The organism is Streptomyces sp. NPDC087428, assembly GCF_044744085.1.
GTDB lineage: Bacteria > Actinomycetota > Actinomycetes > Streptomycetales > Streptomycetaceae > Streptomyces.
In genome coordinates this window covers 205,240-221,356 of sequence record NZ_JBIUXR010000001.1, presented here as the reverse complement: position 1 = coordinate 221,356, position 16,117 = coordinate 205,240, and the positions used below count along the sequence as shown (strand labels likewise).

Sequence of the window (16,117 nt, the reverse complement as noted above, 5' to 3'; positions counted from 1 at the left end):
CGCACCTAGGAGAAGAACCACTGGGCAAGCGACAGCCCGAAGGCCCGCCGCCCGCACCGGCAGTGCAGCGCATTCGTCTGCGCTACACCAAGCGCGGCCGCCTCCGGTTCACCAGTCACCGTGACTTCCAGCGTGCCTTCGAGCGGGCGTTGCGCCGCTCCCAGGTGCCCATGGCCTACTCGGCGGGCTTCACTCCGCACCCCAAGGTGTCCTACGCCAATGCCGCCCCCACCGGCACGGGCAGCGAGGCCGAGTTCCTGGAGATCGCCCTCACCGAGGCGCGTGACCCCGACGTCCTGCGCGAGCTGCTCGACAACTCGCTGCCGGACGGTCTCGACATCACGGACGCCGTGGAGGCCCGCACCTCGGGTCTCGCCGACCGGCTGACCGCCTCCATCTGGGAGATGCGGCTGGACGGGGTCTCCGCCGAGGAGGCGGAGAAGGCCGTGGCCGCCTTCAACGGGGCCGAGACCGTCGAGGTCCAGCGCCGTACGAAGAACGGCGTGCGCAGCTTCGACGCCCGGTCCGCCGTGGTGGACCTGCAGGCCCTTGATCAACAGTCTGATAGGCCCGGGGTCAAGGCCTGTGCGATACTGCGGCTGGTTGTTCGGCACGTGACACCTGCCGTACGACCTGACGACGTCCTGTCCGGTCTTCGCGTTGTGGCCGACCTGGCGCCGCCGGTCCCCGCAGCGGTGACCAGGCTGGCGCAGGGGCTCTTCGACGAGGAGTCCGGCACGGTGACCGACCCGCTCGCGCCTGACCGCGAGGCAGCCCCGGCCGCTCTACCCACGGCCACCGGGACCGCCGTCGCGACGGCGCCGGAAGGTGCAGGCACCGCGTAAGGCGGTCGTTGTAGCGCAGCCCTCGGACTCGGGAGCCACCTGGGCCGGGCCGCGCGCTGACCCATAAGACTTTCGCCAGGCCGTGCGCAGACCGCGTACGGAACCGGCGAGCCAGACATTCAGCCCCCGTGCGGCGCCCGCGCCCCGGACGGCGGTACCGCGTACATCATGCGGACCGTGCCGGACCGGAATCAGGCGCGGCGCCCGGGAGCGCGACGGGAGAACCGCCCGCATGCTCGAGCCCACCGAACCCGGCACGACCGGGAACGCAGAAGACAACAACACCCCCGGGGACAAGCTGCCGCCGCGCCGCAGGCGCCGCGCGGCGTCCCGCCCGGCCGGCCCCCCCTCGGGCGGCGCGCCGGCCATACCGGCCGTTGACGCCGGAGAGTCGGACCCCAGCACAGAGAACACCACCGAGGCCGAGGCGGCCCCGCCCGTCCGTGCGCGTCGCCGCGCGGTCCGCAAGGCGACCGCCCCGGCGGGTGCTCCGCAGGCCGCTGAGGCTGTGGAGATCGTCGAGGAGACGGCGGTCGTGGAGAGCCCCGAGCCCGTCGCGGCCGAGCCCGCCGCTGAGCCTGCTGCCGAGGCGCCGCGTGCGCGTCGTCGGGCGTCGCGCAAGGCGACTGCTCCGGCGGGTGCTCCGCAGGCTGCCGAGGCTGTGGAGATCGTCGAGGAGACGGCGGTCGTGGAGAGCTCTGAGCCCGTCGCGGCCGAGCCCGCCGCTGAGCCTGCTGCCGAGGCGCCGCGTGCGCGTCGTCGGGCGTCGCGTAAGGCGACCGCCCCGGCGGGTGCTCCGCAGGCCGCTGAGGCTGTGGAGATCGTCGAGGAGACCGCGGTCGTGGAGAGCCCCGAGCCCGTAGCGGCAGAGCCCGCCGCCGAGGCGCCGCGCGGCCGCGCCCGGCGCAGGGCTTCCGCCCCGGCCGGCGCCCCGCAGGCCACCCGGACCGAGCCCGCCGAGCCCGTAGCGGCAGCAGAGCCCGCGGAGGTCCCCGCAGAGGTCGCAGAAGCGGCCGAGCCCGCCGAGCCCGTGGAGGCCCCGCGCGGCCGCCGCCGTGCGGTCCGCAAGGCCACCGCCCCGGCAGGCGCCCCGCAGGCCACCGAGGAGCGCAGCGAGGTCCAGACCGGCGAGAGCCTGCCCGAGACCGCCGTCGAGGAGCTGGCCGCCGAGGCCGCGGAGGTCGAGGAGGCCGCCCCGCGCGGCCGCCAGCGCCGCCGGGCCACCGCCGCGGCGGGCCGGCCCGAGTTCACCGGCAAGGTCGAGGAGCCCGCGCGCAGGAGCCGTGGCGCGGCGCGCCCCGCCGTCGCCGTGTTCCAGGCCCCGGTCTTCGCCGAGCCGATGTTCCAGACCCCGGAAACCGCCGCCGCCGCGGCCGCCGCCGCGGTCCCCGCCTCGCCGGACGAGGAGCCCGAGGACGAGATCGCGACGGCCGAGGAGCAGACCCCGGCCGCCGAGACGCCCGCCCCCGCGGAGGCCGCGCCGCAGGGCGGTTCGCGCCGCCGTCGCCGCCGTCGCGGTGAGGCTGCCGAGCCCGAGCCCGCCGCCGCACCCGCCCCGGCCGCCGCCCCGGTGGAGGAGCAGGCCGAGGAGGAGCACGAGCCGGAGAACGAGCAGGACGCCGAGCACGACGGCGAGGACACCGACGAGTACGGTGACCGGCCCTCGCGCCGCCGCCGTCGCGGTGGCCGTCGCCGCCGCCGCGGTGAGGCCGCCGACGACGAGGCCGGCGAGCAGCACAACGACGACGCCTCCGACCGCTCCGGCGACGAGCACGAGCGCGCCCACGAGTCCGAGGACGAGGGCGACGACGACAGCGACAATGACGACGACTCCGGCGCCTCGGGATCGAGCAGCAGCCGTCGCCGCCGGCGCCGCCGCCGTCGCAGCGGTGACTCCTCGTCCGACGCCGAGAACGGCACGGACGACCCGGAGCGCACGGTCGTCAAGGTCCGCGAGCCCCGTAAGAAGGAAGCCGAGCGCGAGCCCGGCACCGGCTTCGACGAGGTCCAGTCGATCAAGGGCTCGACCCGTATGGAGGCCAAGAAGCAGCGCCGCCGCGAGGGCCGCGAGCAGGGCCGCCGCCGGGTCCCGATCATCACGGAGGCGGAGTTCCTGGCCCGCCGTGAGGCCGTCGAGCGGGTCATGGTCGTCCGCCAGAGCGGCGAGCGCACCCAGATCGGTGTTCTTGAGGACAACGTGCTCGTCGAGCACTACGTCAACAAGGAGCAGGCCACCAGCTACGTCGGTAACGTCTACCTGGGCAAGGTCCAGAACGTCCTGCCGTCGATGGAGGCCGCGTTCGTCGACATCGGCAAGGGCCGCAACGCCGTCCTGTACGCCGGTGAGGTCAACTTCGAGGCGCTCGGCATGGCCCACGGGCCCCGCCGCATCGAGACCGCGCTCAAGTCCGGCCAGTCGGTCCTCGTCCAGGTGACGAAGGACCCGATCGGCCACAAGGGCGCCCGTCTCACCAGCCAGGTCTCGCTGCCCGGCCGCTACCTGGTCTACGTGCCCGAGGGCTCGATGACCGGGATCAGCCGCAAGCTGCCCGACACCGAGCGCGCTCGGCTCAAGACCATCCTCAAGAAGATCGTCCCCGAGGACGCGGGCGTCATCGTCCGCACCGCCGCGGAGGGCGCGAGCGAGGACGAGCTGCGCCGCGACGTCGAGCGGCTCCAGGGACAGTGGGAGGACATCCAGAAGAAGTCGAAGAGCAGCGGCAGCTCCAACGCGCCGACGCTGCTCTACGGCGAGCCGGACATGACCGTCCGGGTCGTCCGCGACATCTTCAACGAGGACTTCTCCAAGGTCATCGTCAGCGGCAACGAGGCGTGGGACACCATCCACGGCTACGTCTCGCACGTGGCGCCCGACCTGACGGACCGGCTGTCGCGGTGGACCTCGGAGGTCGACATCTTCGCGACGTACCGGATCGACGAGCAGCTCATGAAGGCGCTGGACCGCAAGGTCTACCTGCCGAGCGGCGGCTCGCTGGTGATCGACAAGACCGAGGCGATGGTCGTCGTCGACGTCAACACCGGCAAGTTCACCGGCCAGGGCGGCAACCTGGAAGAGACCGTCACCAAGAACAACCTGGAGGCGGCCGAGGAGATCGTGCGCCAGCTGCGGCTGCGCGACCTCGGCGGCATCGTCGTCGTCGACTTCATCGACATGGTGCTGGAGTCCAACCGGGACCTGGTGCTGCGACGGCTCCTGGAGTGCCTGGGACGCGACCGTACGAAGCACCAGGTCGCCGAGGTCACCTCGCTGGGCCTGGTCCAGATGACCCGTAAGCGGGTCGGCCAGGGTCTGCTGGAGTCCTTCTCCGAGACCTGTGTCCACTGCAACGGGCGCGGCGTGATCGTGCACATGGAGCAGCCCACCTCGGTCGGTGGCGGCGGTGGCGGCAAGCGCGCCAAGAAGCGCGGCCGCGGCGGTTCGGGCCAGGACCACGAGCAGGACCACGACCACAGCCACGAGCACGAGCACGACCACGAGCAGGGCCACGACAACGAGGCCGAGACCGAGGCCGAGGTCGCGGCGGAGGTCGCCGCCCCGCTGGCGCTGCCCGAGCCGGAGTTCGTCGCGGACGAGGAGCTGTACAGCAGCCCGGCAGAGGCCGAGGCGGCCGCCGGTCGCGGCCGTGGCCGCCGCAGGGCGACGCGCAAGGCGTCGGCCCCGGCCGGTGCCCCGAAGTCGGCGTCCGCGCCGGCTCCGGTGGCCGAGCCGGTCGCGCAGCCGGAGCCCGTCGCGGAGCCGGAGCCGGTCGTGGAGCCGGCGCCTGAGCCGGTCGTGGAGACCCCGGCCGTCGAGGCGCCTGCCGCCGAGGCGCCCCAGGGCCGTACGCGCCGTCGTGCGACCCGCAAGGCGACCGCCCCGGCGGGTTCGCCCGCCCCGGCCGAGCCGGCCGCGGCCGCGGAGGAGCCGGTCTCCGACGCCGACCCGGTCGCCGCGGAGGACCCGGTGGTCGAGGCCCCGCACGTGGAGGCCCCGGCCGAGGAGCCGGCCGCACCGCCGCGTGCCCGGCGCCGGGCGACCCGTAAGGCCACCGCGCCCGCGGGATCGCCTGCCGGTACCGAAGAGGCGGCGACCGTCGTGGTGACGGCTTCCGCCGAGTCCGCGCCCGAGCCCGCGTCCGACGCGGAGCCCGAGGCCGCACCGGCCAAGAAGGCGGCCCGCAAGACCGCCAAGAAGGCCACCGCCAAGAAGGCGGCCACCACGAAGACGGCGACCACGAAGACGGCCGCCAAGAAGACCGCCGCGAAGAAGACGACGGCCAAGAAGGCGGCGACGAAGAAGACGGTGGCGGCGGAGCAGCAGGCGCCGTCCTCCGTCACGGCATCGGCCGACGAGGCCTGACCCGCCCCGCACCGTGCGCCCGTACGCAGCCGGACCGGTTCCGTCACAGGAACCGGGCCGGCTGCGTACTGCCGCCCCCGTCGAACCGCACCCTTCCCCGTGGACACGGAAGTCTGAGCACATGCGCAAGATCCAGAAGGCCGTCATACCGGCCGCCGGGCTCGGTACCCGGTTCCTGCCGGCGACGAAGGCGACTCCCAAGGAGATGCTGCCGGTGGTCGACAAGCCCGCGATCCAGTACGTCGTGGAGGAGGCCGCCGCCGCGGGGCTGAGCGACGTGCTGATGATCACCGGGCGCAACAAGCGCGCCCTGGAGGACCACTTCGACCGGAACTACGAGCTGGAGTCGGCGCTGACCCGCAAGGGCGACGACGAGCGGCTGGTGCGGGTCCAGGAGTCCAGCGCCCTGGCGACCATGCACTACGTCCGCCAGGGCGACCCGCGGGGCCTCGGCCACGCGGTCCTGTGCGCCGAGCCCCATGTGGGCGACCAGCCGTTCGCGGTGCTCCTCGGCGACGACCTGATCGACCCGCGCGACCCGCTGCTGGCCCGCATGGTGGAGATCCAGGAGCGCGAGGGCGGCAGCGTCGTCGCGCTCATGGAGGTCCCGCGCGAGCTGATCCACCAGTACGGCTGCGCCGCGGTGGAAGCCACCCCGGAGAGCGACGTCGTCCGGGTCACCGGCCTGGTCGAGAAGCCGGATCCGGCCGACGCGCCCAGCAGCCTCGCCGTCATCGGACGCTACGTCCTGGACCCCGCGGTCTTCGGCGTGCTGCGCGAGACCGAGCCGGGCCGGGGCGGCGAGATCCAGCTGACCGACGCACTCCAGCAACTCGCCGTGGACGAGAAGCTCGGCGGCCCGGTGCACGGCGTCGTCTTCCGCGGCCGCCGCTACGACACCGGTGACCGCGGCGACTACCTGCGGGCCATCGTCAGACTCGCCTGCGAGCGCGAGGACCTGGGCCCCGACTTCCGTACCTGGCTGCGCGGTTACGTAGCGACCGAGCTCTGAGAGGCTGTCGCAAGCCGTACGGCACCCGGACCCACCCGAGACACACGCACCAAGGACCAAGGAGAACCCTCATGATCGGCATGATTCTGGCGGCCGGCGCCGGCCGTCGTCTGCGCCCCTACACCGACACGCTTCCCAAGGCACTGGTGCCGGTCGGACCGGAGGGGAACGAGGAGAGCCTGACCGTCGTCGACCTGACGCTGGGCAACTTCGCCGAGGTCGGCCTGACCGAGGTCGCGATCATCGTGGGCTACCGCAAGGAAGCCCTCTACGAGCGCAAGGCGGCCCTTGAGGCGAAGTACGGCGTCACCCTCACGCTGATCGACAACGACAAGGCCGAGGAGTGGAACAACGCCTACTCCCTCTGGTGCGGCCGTGACGCCCTCAAGGACGGTGTGATCCTCGCCAACGGCGACACCGTGCACCCCGTCTCCGTCGAGAAGACGCTGCTGGCCGCCCGCGGCGACGGCAAGAAGATCATCCTCGCCCTCGACACGGTGAAGAAGCTCGCCGACGAGGAGATGAAGGTCGTCGCCGACCCCGAGAAGGGTGTTCAGCGCATCACCAAGCTGATGGACCCGGCCGAGGCCACCGGCGAGTACATCGGTGTCACCCTCATCGAGGGCGACGCGGCCGACGAGCTGGCCGACGCGCTGAGGACCACGTTCGAGCGCGACCCCGACCTGTACTACGAGGACGGCTACCAGGAGCTCGTCAACCGCGGCTTCAAGGTCGACGTGGAGCCGATCGGCGACATCAAGTGGGTGGAGATCGACAACCACGAGGACCTGGCCAAGGGCAGGACCATCGCGTGCCAGTACTGACCCGGCTGATACCGGCGCCGGTCGTCGTCGACATCAGGGCGGGCGCTCTGGCCGACCTGGCGAGTGTCCTCGCCGACCAGCGGATCTCCGGTTCCGGGAAGCTGGCGGTCGCGATCAGCGGGGGCTCGGGCCGGGCGCTGCGGGAGCGGCTGTCGGTGAGCCTGCCCGGTGCCTCCTGGTTCGAGGTCGGCGGCGGCACGCTGCACGACGCCGTCAAGCTGGCCGAGGACATGAAGTCCGGCCGGTACGACGCCGTGGTCGGCCTCGGCGGCGGCAAGATCATCGACTGTGCCAAGTTCGCCGCGGCGCGCGTCGGGCTGCCGCTGGTCGCCGTGGCGACGAACCTGTCCCACGACGGTCTGTGCTCACCGGTGGCCACGCTGGACAACGACTCGGGCCGCGGCTCGTACGGTGTCCCGAACCCGATCGCCGTCGTCATCGACCTCGACATCATCCGTGAGGCCCCGGTCCGCTACGTGCGGTCCGGGATCGGGGACGCGCTCTCGAACATCTCCGCGGTCGCGGACTGGGAGCTCGCCCACCGGGTCAACGGCGAGGACATCGACGGACTGGCCGCGGCCATGGCCCGGCAGGCCGGCGAGGCCGTGCTGCGCCACCCGGGGTCCCTGGACGAGGACCGTTTCCTCCAGGTGCTGGCGGAGGGGCTGGTGCTCACCGGTATCTCGATGTCGGTCGCGGGCGACAGCCGGCCCGCCTCCGGTGCCTGCCACGAGATCAACCACGCCTTCGACCTGCTCTTCCCCCAGCGGGCGGCCAGCCACGGGGAGCAGTGCGGTCTGGGCGCGGCGTTCGCGATGCATCTGCGCGGCGCCCACCAGGAGTCCGTACGGATGGCCGGGACGCTGCGGCGCCACGGCCTTCCGGTCACCGCGCGGGAGATCGGGTTCAGCGTGGACGAGTTCGTCTCCGTCGTCGAGTTCGCCCCCCGGACCCGGCCGGGCCGGTACACGATCCTGGAACATCTGAACCTGTCCCCGGACGGGATCAGGGACGCCTACGCCGACTACGTCAGCGCGGTCGGGGCCTGAAACCGGGGCCCGGTTTGACCGGGGTGTCCGAGGCCCCGTAATCTTGACCGTCGGCGTTTGTTTCGCCACACCTCTGAGCAACTGACCTCCCGCTCGTACGGGAGAGGCCGCTCGTCCAATCCGGATCACCACGGGTCCTCGGACCCGTGTGAGCGGCTGGCCTCAGGGGTTTCCGCTTCGAGTGAGAGTGAGATCCGCGTGTACGCCATCGTGCGCAGCGGTGGTCGACAGCACAAGGTTGCTGTCGGCGACATCGTTGAGGTTGACAAGATTCCCACCGCCAGTGTTGGCGACACGGTAGAGCTCTCTACCCTGCTCGTTGTCGACGGCGACGCCGTGACCAGCGACCCGTGGGTGCTTGACGGCATCAAGGTCCAGGCCGAGATCGTGGACCACCACAAGGGCGCGAAGATCGACATCCTTCGCTACAAGAACAAGACCGGCTACCGCCGTCGCCAGGGTCACCGCCAGCAGTACACGGCGATCAAGGTCACCGGTATCCCCGCGGCTGCGAAGTAAGGGACTGAGGAGACATGGCACATAAGAAGGGCGCATCGTCCACTCGGAACGGGCGCGATTCCAATGCTCAGCGGCTCGGCGTGAAGCGCTTCGGCGGTCAGGCCGTCAACGCCGGTGAGATCCTGGTCCGCCAGCGCGGCACCCACTTCCACCCGGGCACGGGCGTCGGCCGTGGCGGCGACGACACGCTGTTCGCCCTCGCCGCCGGTGCGGTCGAGTTCGGCACGCACCGTGGCCGCAAGGTCGTGAACATCGTTCCGATCGCCGGCTGATTCACGGCGCTCGTCGAGCGGTTTGACGTGGAGGCGGACCTCACTTCCTTTAACGGGAAGTGGGTCCGCCTTTCGCGTGTTGCTCCTACAGGGGCACGAGCGAGACATTTCTGCACGTATGTAACTGGAGGTTCCAACCATGACCACCTTCGTGGACCGCGTCGAGCTGCATGCCGCCGCGGGTAACGGAGGCCACGGCTGCGCCTCCGTTCACCGTGAGAAGTTCAAGCCGCTCGGCGGCCCGGACGGCGGCAACGGCGGCCGTGGCGGCGATGTGACCCTGATTGTCGACCAGGCCGTCACCACGCTCCTCGACTATCACCACCACCCCCACCGCAAGGCCACCAACGGCCAGCCCGGCGCGGGCGACAACCGCACCGGCAAGGAGGGCCAGGACCTGGTCCTGCCCGTGCCGGACGGCACCGTCGTGCTCGACACGGACGGCAACGTGCTCGCCGACCTGGTCGGCCAGGGCACCATGTTCGTCGCCGGCCAGGGCGGCCGCGGCGGCCTCGGCAACGGCGCGCTGGCCTCCGCCCGGCGCAAGGCCCCCGGCTTCGCGCTGCTGGGCGAGCCCGGTGAGAGCCGGGACATCGTCCTGGAGCTGAAGACCGTCGCCGACGTCGCCCTCGTGGGCTACCCGAGCGCCGGCAAGTCCTCGCTGATCTCGGTCCTGTCGGCCGCCAAGCCGAAGATCGCCGACTACCCGTTCACGACCCTGGTCCCGAACCTGGGAGTCGTCACCGCGGGCAGCACCGTCTACACCATCGCCGACGTCCCGGGCCTGATCCCGGGCGCCAGCCAGGGCAAGGGCCTCGGCCTGGAGTTCCTGCGCCACGTCGAGCGCTGCTCGGTGCTCGTGCACGTACTGGACACGGCGACGCTGGAGTCCGACCGCGACCCGCTCTCCGACCTCGACATGATCGAGGAGGAGCTGAAGCTGTACGGGGGTCTGGAGGACCGGCCCCGCATCGTCGTCCTCAACAAGATCGACATCCCGGACGGCCTGGACCTGGCGGAGATGATCCGTCCTGACCTGGAGGCCCGCGGCTACCGCGTCTTCGAGGTCTCCGCCGTGGCCCGCACCGGGCTCAAGGAGCTCTCCTTCGCGCTGGCGGGTGTCATCGCCGAGCAGCGTGCCGCCAAGCCGGTGGAGGAGGCGACCCGTATCGTCATCCGGCCCAAGGCCGTGAACGACGCCGGTTTCACCGTGGTCCTGGAGGACGACGGCATCTACCGGGTGCGCGGCGAGAAGCCGGAGCGCTGGGTGCGCCAGACCGACTTCAACAACGACGAGGCCGTGGGCTACCTCGCGGACCGGCTGAACCGGCTCGGTGTCGAGGACGCCCTGCGCAAGGCCGGTGCCCGCGCGGGCGACGGGGTGGCCATCGGGGCCGAGGACAACGCCGTCGTCTTCGACTGGGAGCCGACCGTGACCGCCGGTGCGGAGATGCTCGGCCGCCGTGGCGAGGACCACCGGCTGGAGGAGCCGCGTCCGGCCGCGCAGCGCCGTCGCGACCGCGAGGACGAGCGCGACGACGTCAGCAAGGAGTACCAGGAGTTCGACCCGTTCGCGTGAGAACGGGAGACCGCTCACCGGTCCCGGCTTCCCTTCGGGGGAGCCGGGACCGCGTGTTTTCCGGGGCGCCGGGTCCACGGGCGCCCCGGTTCCGTCAGGAGCGGCCGGCCTGTGCGAGCGCCTCCGCGGGGGAGGGCGCCGGGGTGCGCTCGGCGAGCGGGACGACCGGGAGCAGCGTCTCCTCGCCCAGGAACACCCGGCGCACGACGCGCTCCGCGGCGCGGCCGTCGTCGAAGTCGCAGAAGCGCTCCCGGAACGCCCTGCGCAGCGCCGCCGACGCCTCGCTCCGCCACTCCTGGGAACCCAGCACAGAGACGAGCTGGTCCTGGCTGGTCGCCACGGCGCCCGGGGGCTCGGCCATCAGGTCGAAGTAGGTGCCGCGCACGACCCGGTAGGTGTTCCAGTCGTCGGCGTAGATCACGATCGGCCGGTCCAGGTTGGCGTAGTCGAACATCGCCGATGAGTAGTCCGTGACGAGGGCGTCCGCCGCGAGGTAGAGCTGCTCGACGTTCCCGTGCGCGGAGACGTCGATGATCCGGCCGCTGGCCTGGAGATCGGCGAGCCGGCCCGTCGGCTTGTAGAAGTAGTGGCCGCGCACCAGCAGGGTGACGTCGGGGCCCAGCTCCTCGGCCAGCCTCGGCAGGTCGAGCCGCGGGGTGAAGGACTTCTGGTACTCGCGGTGGGTCGGCGCGTAGAGGAAGGCCGTCGAGCCGTCCGCCAGACCGAGGTCGTGCCGGGCCCGTGAGACGTCCGCCGCGGTGGCGTTGAGCAGCACGTCGTTGCGCGGGTATCCGGTCTCCAGCGAGGTGTACCGGCAGGGGTACACCCGCTCCCACACGGTGGTGGAGAAGCGGTTGGCGGACAGGCTGTAGTCCCAGCGGTCGCACCGGCTGAGCAGCTTCTCCATGTCCATGCTGGTGGACGCGGGGTAGTGGGCCTGGTCGAGCCCCATCGTCTTCAGCGGGGTGCCGTGGTGGGTCTGCAGATGGATCTGGCCCTCGCGCTTGACCACGGTGTCGCCGAAGTTCACGTTGTTCGTCAGGTACTTCGCGCGGGCCATCACCGACCAGTACTCGCGGGACCCGACCAGCACGGTCTCGACGCCCTTGGGCACCCGGTCGCGGTGCTCGGCCCTGACCGCCCAGACCCGGCGCATCCCCGGGGCCAGCCGGCCCAGCTCCGCCTCGATGGCCGCGGGGCTGCACGAGTAGCCGCGGCCCCAGTACGCGGAGAACACCGCGAGGTTCTCGTCCAGCGGCATGCGCAGCTGGGACTTGTAGAACATGCCCAGGGCGGCGCGCTTGGCCCGGCCCACGCGGGCCCGGCCGCCCAGCCTGGCCCGGTTGCGCACGTTGTTGACGCGGGTCACGCCGACCAGCGCGGAGTAGGAGTCGAGGCCCAGCAGCGCGTATTTGTAGCCCCGGCCGCCCAGCGGCCGCTGGAACTCCTCCGGAAGACGGCTCCGGTAGTCCTTGGCCGCACGGTGGAAGAACTCGGCCCGCGCGTTCTGCGGAAGCCGGCCGGGCTTTTCCAGGACGGTCAGAAAGTGGTCGACCATTTTCCTGAAGAGCGCCGGACGCCAGGAATCGAGTTCCGGCCGCGCGTCCAGATAGGCGAAAACGCGGTCGTACTGATCGAAGACATCGAAATGCTTGCGGCTGACCGTGCGGAGAATGTTCCCGCCCTCTCGCCGCTGCCGGTACAGCACAAGGGAGCGGTCGAGGACGGCGATGCTCTCCGCCGAGATCAGCGAGGAGTACGTCCACGGCGCGTCCTCGTAATAACCGGGCGGGAACCGGAAGCCGTGCCGGGTGACGAAATTGCGGCGGTAGGCCTTGTTCCACACGATCTGCAGCAGATCCAGCAACTGCGGCCGGTCGGCCAGCGTGAAGACGGCGGGGCCGCTCTCGTCCAGCAGTTCCGCACGCTTGTTGCGCAGCAGCCGCCCGTCCCAGTAGGTGCGGGTGTAGTCGTAGATCAGGACGTCGGGGTCGTCCGTCGCGTCGAGGCGCGCCGCGATGGCCGCCAGCGACCCCGGGGCCAGGGTGTCGTCGCTGTCGAGGAAGAGCAGATAGTCACCGGTCGCCTCGTCGATACCCGCGTTGCGCGCGCGTCCCAGCCCCACGTTCTCGGTGAGGTGGAGCACACGGATGCGGGCGTCGCGTTCCGCGTATGTGTCGAGGATCGCGCCGGAGCCGTCCGGCGAGCAGTCGTCGACACCGATGATCTCGAAGTCGGTGAAGTCCTGCTGGAGCACGGAGTCGAGACACTCCCCGATGTACCCCTGCACGTTGTACGCAGGCACGATGAGTGTCAGTCGAGGCATCGTCCACCAGTCCAGAGAGCTGTCCGAGGGTCTGTGCGAGGGGCGCGGTGCGCACCGCTGAACAGTGACGCGGCGTCCAGCACCCGGACAGCGTAATTGATTGCTGTCAGCCCCCTTTGAGGGGCAAGGCCCGATCCGCCGATCCGACTTTATGTGCACGTAGAGTGAAGCGGACGGGTTAGACCTCGGAGAGGGAGACGCACGACATGACCTGGATGGTTACGGGTGGGGCGGGATACATCGGTGCACACGTCGTGCGCGCGATGCTCGCGGGCGGTCAGCAGGTCGTCGTGTACGACGACCTGTCGACCGGGAGCGCCGACAAGGTGCCCGACGGGGTGCCCCTGGTGACCGGCAGCGTGCTCGACCGTCAGGCACTCGACGCGGCGATCCGCGAGCACGGTGTGACCGGTGTGGTGCACATCGCGGGCAAGAAGCAGGTGGGGGAGTCCGTCGAGCGCCCCCTGTACTACTACCGGGAGAACGTGACGGGGCTGGAGGTGCTGCTGGAGAGCATGGTCGACGCGGGTGTCGACCGGCTGGTGTTCTCCTCCTCCGCCGCCGTCTACGGCATGCCCGACGTCACCCTCGTCACCGAGGACACGCCCTGCGCGCCGATGAGCCCGTACGGCGAGACCAAGCTCGTCGGCGAGTGGCTGATCCACGCCGCCGCCCGCGCCCACGGCCTGCGCTGCGCCTCGCTGCGCTACTTCAACGTCGCCGGTGCGGCGTCGCCCGAGCTGGCCGACGCCGGGGTGTTCAACCTCATCCCGATGGTCTTCGAGCGCCTTGAGGCCGGCGAGGGCCCGCGGATCTTCGGTGACGACTACGCGACACCGGACGGCACCTGCGTCCGCGACTACATCCACGTCGAGGACATCGCCTCCGCCCACCTCGCGGCCGCGCGCCGGCTCGACGACGCGGAGCGGGGCACGGATCTCACGCTCAACATCGGATGCGGTGAGGGAAGTTCCGTACGGGAGATGGTCGACCGGATCCTCAAGGTGACCGACAACGGGGACATCGCCCCCGAGGTGACCGCCCGCCGTGCCGGTGACCCGGCGCGCGTGGTCGCGGGCGCCGACCGGATCCGCGCGGAGCTGGGCTGGTCGGCCCGGTACGGCGTGGACGAGATGATCGACTCCGCCTGGCAGGGCTGGCGCCACCGCCACCCGTAGAGCCCTTACGGCAGAGGCCCGGCACCCCTCCCTCGCGGAGCGGTGCCGGGCCTCTGCCGTGTCCGGGGCTATCCCTCGGGCGCGGGCTCCAGCTGTTCCTCGTCCGCCGCCACGGCCTCCTCCAGCGCTCCGCGCTGTGACGGGATCGCCGGGAGCAGCCGGTTCGACATCCGTACGCGGTGCTCGTCCGCGACCCCGCACAGCCCGAGCGCCGCCTCGCCGAAGCGCGCGTGGGACGGCGGGTCGGAGGGGCCGAGGAGGTGGAGCTTCAGACCGGCGCGGGCCGCGGCCAGTCCCTCGTCCGCGGGGTGGCGCACCGAGTCGAGGAGGGCGGGGACCCCGGCTCCGTCCGGCGTCAGGATCGTCGCCGCGCGGACCGTCGGGAACGCGTCGCGGAAGAGCTCCTCCGGCAGGTCGCTGGTGTTCGCGACGGCGTACGGCTTCTCGCCGGCCAGGAAGTCCGTGACGACGCTCGACACATCGCTGATCAGCAGGTCCGCCTCGTTGAAGCAGGAGTACAGCGCGGGCTGCGGGGCCGTGATGATCTGGTGCTCCGCCTCGGGGAGCGACGCCCAGTGGGCCGCCTCCCAGGCCGTGGTCGCCGCGGCGACGGCCTGGGCCCGGCCGGGCTCCGGTGTGCCCTGCACCAGCATGCGTTCCGCGTCGTCCGCGTCGTCCCGGAACGAGGCGGCGGTCAGCGCGTCCAGCTCCGCGGCCCGGCGGGCCGGCTCGGCAGCGGCCCGCGGACCGGGGCGCGGTCCGCTGCGGGCGCGGTTGGCCTGGTGGATCAGGGCCTGGACGCGTTCGTTGGCGGCGCCGGCCCCGGGGTCGACCGAGCCGGTCATCGGGTGCGGCTTGTAGAGCAGCCGGACGCCGGGGTCGGCGAGCAGCGCCCGGACGATGTTCTCGCCGGCCAGGAGGACCGAGGTGTTCCCCGGATTGCCGTCCCAGCCCTCCCACGTGGGGGCGTAGAGCACGGTCGTGTACGTACCGGTGGGCGGGCCCGCGTAGGGGGTGATCGGGGCGAGCTGGGGGCGGCCGATCTCCACCACGTCGCGGTCCTCGATGCCGACGTCGGCCAGCGCGTAGCGTTCGCGCGCCGCCGGGCCTGCGACCCACACCTCGTCGTACGCCTTGGCGTACGGATTGCAGCTGGAGAGCTTGTCGCTCTCACCGTGGTTGACGAAGGCGTGCTTGATCGACGGTATCCGCAGGATCTGCGAGGTCTTGCCGGAGTTCGCGGGGTGGATCAGCAGCTTCAGGGCCGAGTGCTCCAGGCGGAGCAGCTGGGAGACCTTCGGGATGCACACGACGGGTATGTCCGTGGCGCCGATCCGCTGCATCATGAAGCGCTCGCGCAGGATGATCACCGGGCGGCCGTCGAGCCCGGCCAGCGCGTCGAGCCACATGTTGGCCTGGTACGCGGACGAGGCGCCGCCGGAGAAGTACATGCCGACGGTCGGCCGGTAGTCGGCCAGCCAGCCGTCGAACCAGTCCAGCACCTCCTCGGGCGACGCGGGGCGGCGCCGCACCAGGGACCGCACCAGCGTTGCCAGTGAGACCGCGGCGAGGGCGACCGACAGCGCGATGCCCGCCGCGGCGTACTCCGGCTCGTCGTTCACCGCCGTCACCAGCAGGCCCGCGGTCGCGGGCAGCCCGAACAGCAGCAGGCGCGGCCCGTGCCGGCGCATCAGCAGGGCCGGGGGCGCGGGGGTGATGCCCAGGGCGGAGGCGTCGATGTTGCGGGTGAGCAGCGGCAGCGTCCGTGTCGCGCGCACCCGGATCGCCGCCGCGTGGCCGGCGAAGTGGAGCGCGTAGAAGAGGAGCAGGCCGAGGACGAGCGGGAGGTAGACCGTTTCGCGGTGGTTCCCGCCCAGCCGGAGCAGCCCCACGATCAGCAGGAAGTCACAGGTCAGCCGGCGGACCATGACATCGGCCCTGACCTTGGCGAGCAGGGAGACCTGGCCGGGCTGCCATCGGTGCAGGGCGGCCTCGGCCAGCAGGTTGGCGGCCGTCGCCGTGATGAGCAGTGCGAGGTGGGGAACAGCTGCCGCGGCGGCCTGGGCGGCGAAGGACGCGGCCAGTACGGCAACGGGGAGGGCCTTCGCGGCGTACCGCAGGAGCGGGGCGAGTGGTTGCACTGGGGGACTCCA

11 protein-coding genes are annotated in these 16,117 nt (G+C 71.7%); 9 read left to right on the top strand and 2 right to left on the bottom strand.

Features of this window, described 5'->3' with window-relative positions:
• Positions 1–62 precede the first annotated feature (62 nt).
• From ACIO3R_RS00985 to obgE, 8 genes are all read left to right on the top strand, one after another.
• Entirely contained in the window at positions 63–845 is a 783-nt protein-coding gene (locus ACIO3R_RS00985; RefSeq protein ID WP_385038553.1) for a TIGR03936 family radical SAM-associated protein, read from the top strand.
• A 232-nt stretch (positions 846–1,077) separates the two neighbouring features.
• Complete coding sequence (locus ACIO3R_RS00980; RefSeq protein ID WP_402101959.1) at positions 1,078–5,205, top strand: Rne/Rng family ribonuclease; 4,128 nt, start codon at positions 1,078–1,080, stop codon at positions 5,203–5,205.
• 121 nt (positions 5,206–5,326) lie between these two features.
• Positions 5,327–6,217 carry a UTP--glucose-1-phosphate uridylyltransferase GalU gene (gene galU, locus ACIO3R_RS00975; protein WP_385344992.1) on the top strand — a complete coding sequence of 297 codons (891 nt, stop codon included), beginning with the start codon at positions 5,327–5,329 and terminating at the stop codon, positions 6,215–6,217.
• Positions 6,218–6,288: 71 nt separating this feature from the next.
• Positions 6,289–7,041, top strand: a complete 753-nt coding sequence (locus ACIO3R_RS00970; RefSeq protein WP_363030842.1) for a phosphocholine cytidylyltransferase family protein — start codon at positions 6,289–6,291, stop codon at positions 7,039–7,041.
• Positions 7,029–8,090 (top strand): iron-containing alcohol dehydrogenase family protein, encoded by a 1,062-nt coding sequence (locus tag ACIO3R_RS00965; protein WP_402101957.1) that lies wholly within the window; start codon positions 7,029–7,031, stop codon positions 8,088–8,090. The genes ACIO3R_RS00970 and ACIO3R_RS00965 overlap by 13 nt, the downstream gene beginning before the upstream one ends.
• 198 nt (positions 8,091–8,288) lie before the next feature.
• Positions 8,289–8,609 carry a 50S ribosomal protein L21 gene (gene rplU, locus ACIO3R_RS00960; protein ID WP_024494442.1) on the top strand — a complete coding sequence of 107 codons (321 nt, stop codon included), beginning with the start codon at positions 8,289–8,291 and terminating at the stop codon, positions 8,607–8,609.
• A 14-nt stretch (positions 8,610–8,623) separates the two neighbouring features.
• Positions 8,624–8,881, top strand: a complete 258-nt coding sequence (gene rpmA / locus ACIO3R_RS00955) for a 50S ribosomal protein L27 (protein ID WP_018103204.1) — start codon at positions 8,624–8,626, stop codon at positions 8,879–8,881.
• Between the two features lie 139 nt (positions 8,882–9,020).
• Positions 9,021–10,460, top strand: a complete 1,440-nt coding sequence (gene obgE, locus ACIO3R_RS00950) for a GTPase ObgE (protein WP_385036485.1) — start codon at positions 9,021–9,023, stop codon at positions 10,458–10,460.
• Positions 10,461–10,554: 94 nt separating this feature from the next.
• Here obgE and ACIO3R_RS00945 read toward each other — a convergent pair whose 3' ends face one another.
• Positions 10,555–12,786: a CDP-glycerol glycerophosphotransferase family protein gene (locus ACIO3R_RS00945; protein ID WP_402101954.1), complete on the bottom strand. Its 2,232-nt coding sequence runs from the start codon at positions 12,784–12,786 to the stop codon at positions 10,555–10,557.
• Positions 12,787–12,992: 206 nt separating this feature from the next.
• On the opposite strand from ACIO3R_RS00945, the gene galE reads away from it, so the two are divergent.
• On the top strand, positions 12,993–13,964 hold the full coding sequence (gene galE / locus ACIO3R_RS00940) for a UDP-glucose 4-epimerase GalE (RefSeq protein ID WP_402101952.1): 972 nt from the start codon (positions 12,993–12,995) through the stop codon (positions 13,962–13,964).
• A gap of 68 nt (positions 13,965–14,032) precedes the next feature.
• Here galE and ACIO3R_RS00935 read toward each other — a convergent pair whose 3' ends face one another.
• Positions 14,033–16,105, bottom strand: a complete 2,073-nt coding sequence (locus tag ACIO3R_RS00935; protein WP_385036488.1) for a hypothetical protein — start codon at positions 16,103–16,105, stop codon at positions 14,033–14,035.
• Between the last annotated feature and the right edge of the window lie 12 nt (positions 16,106–16,117).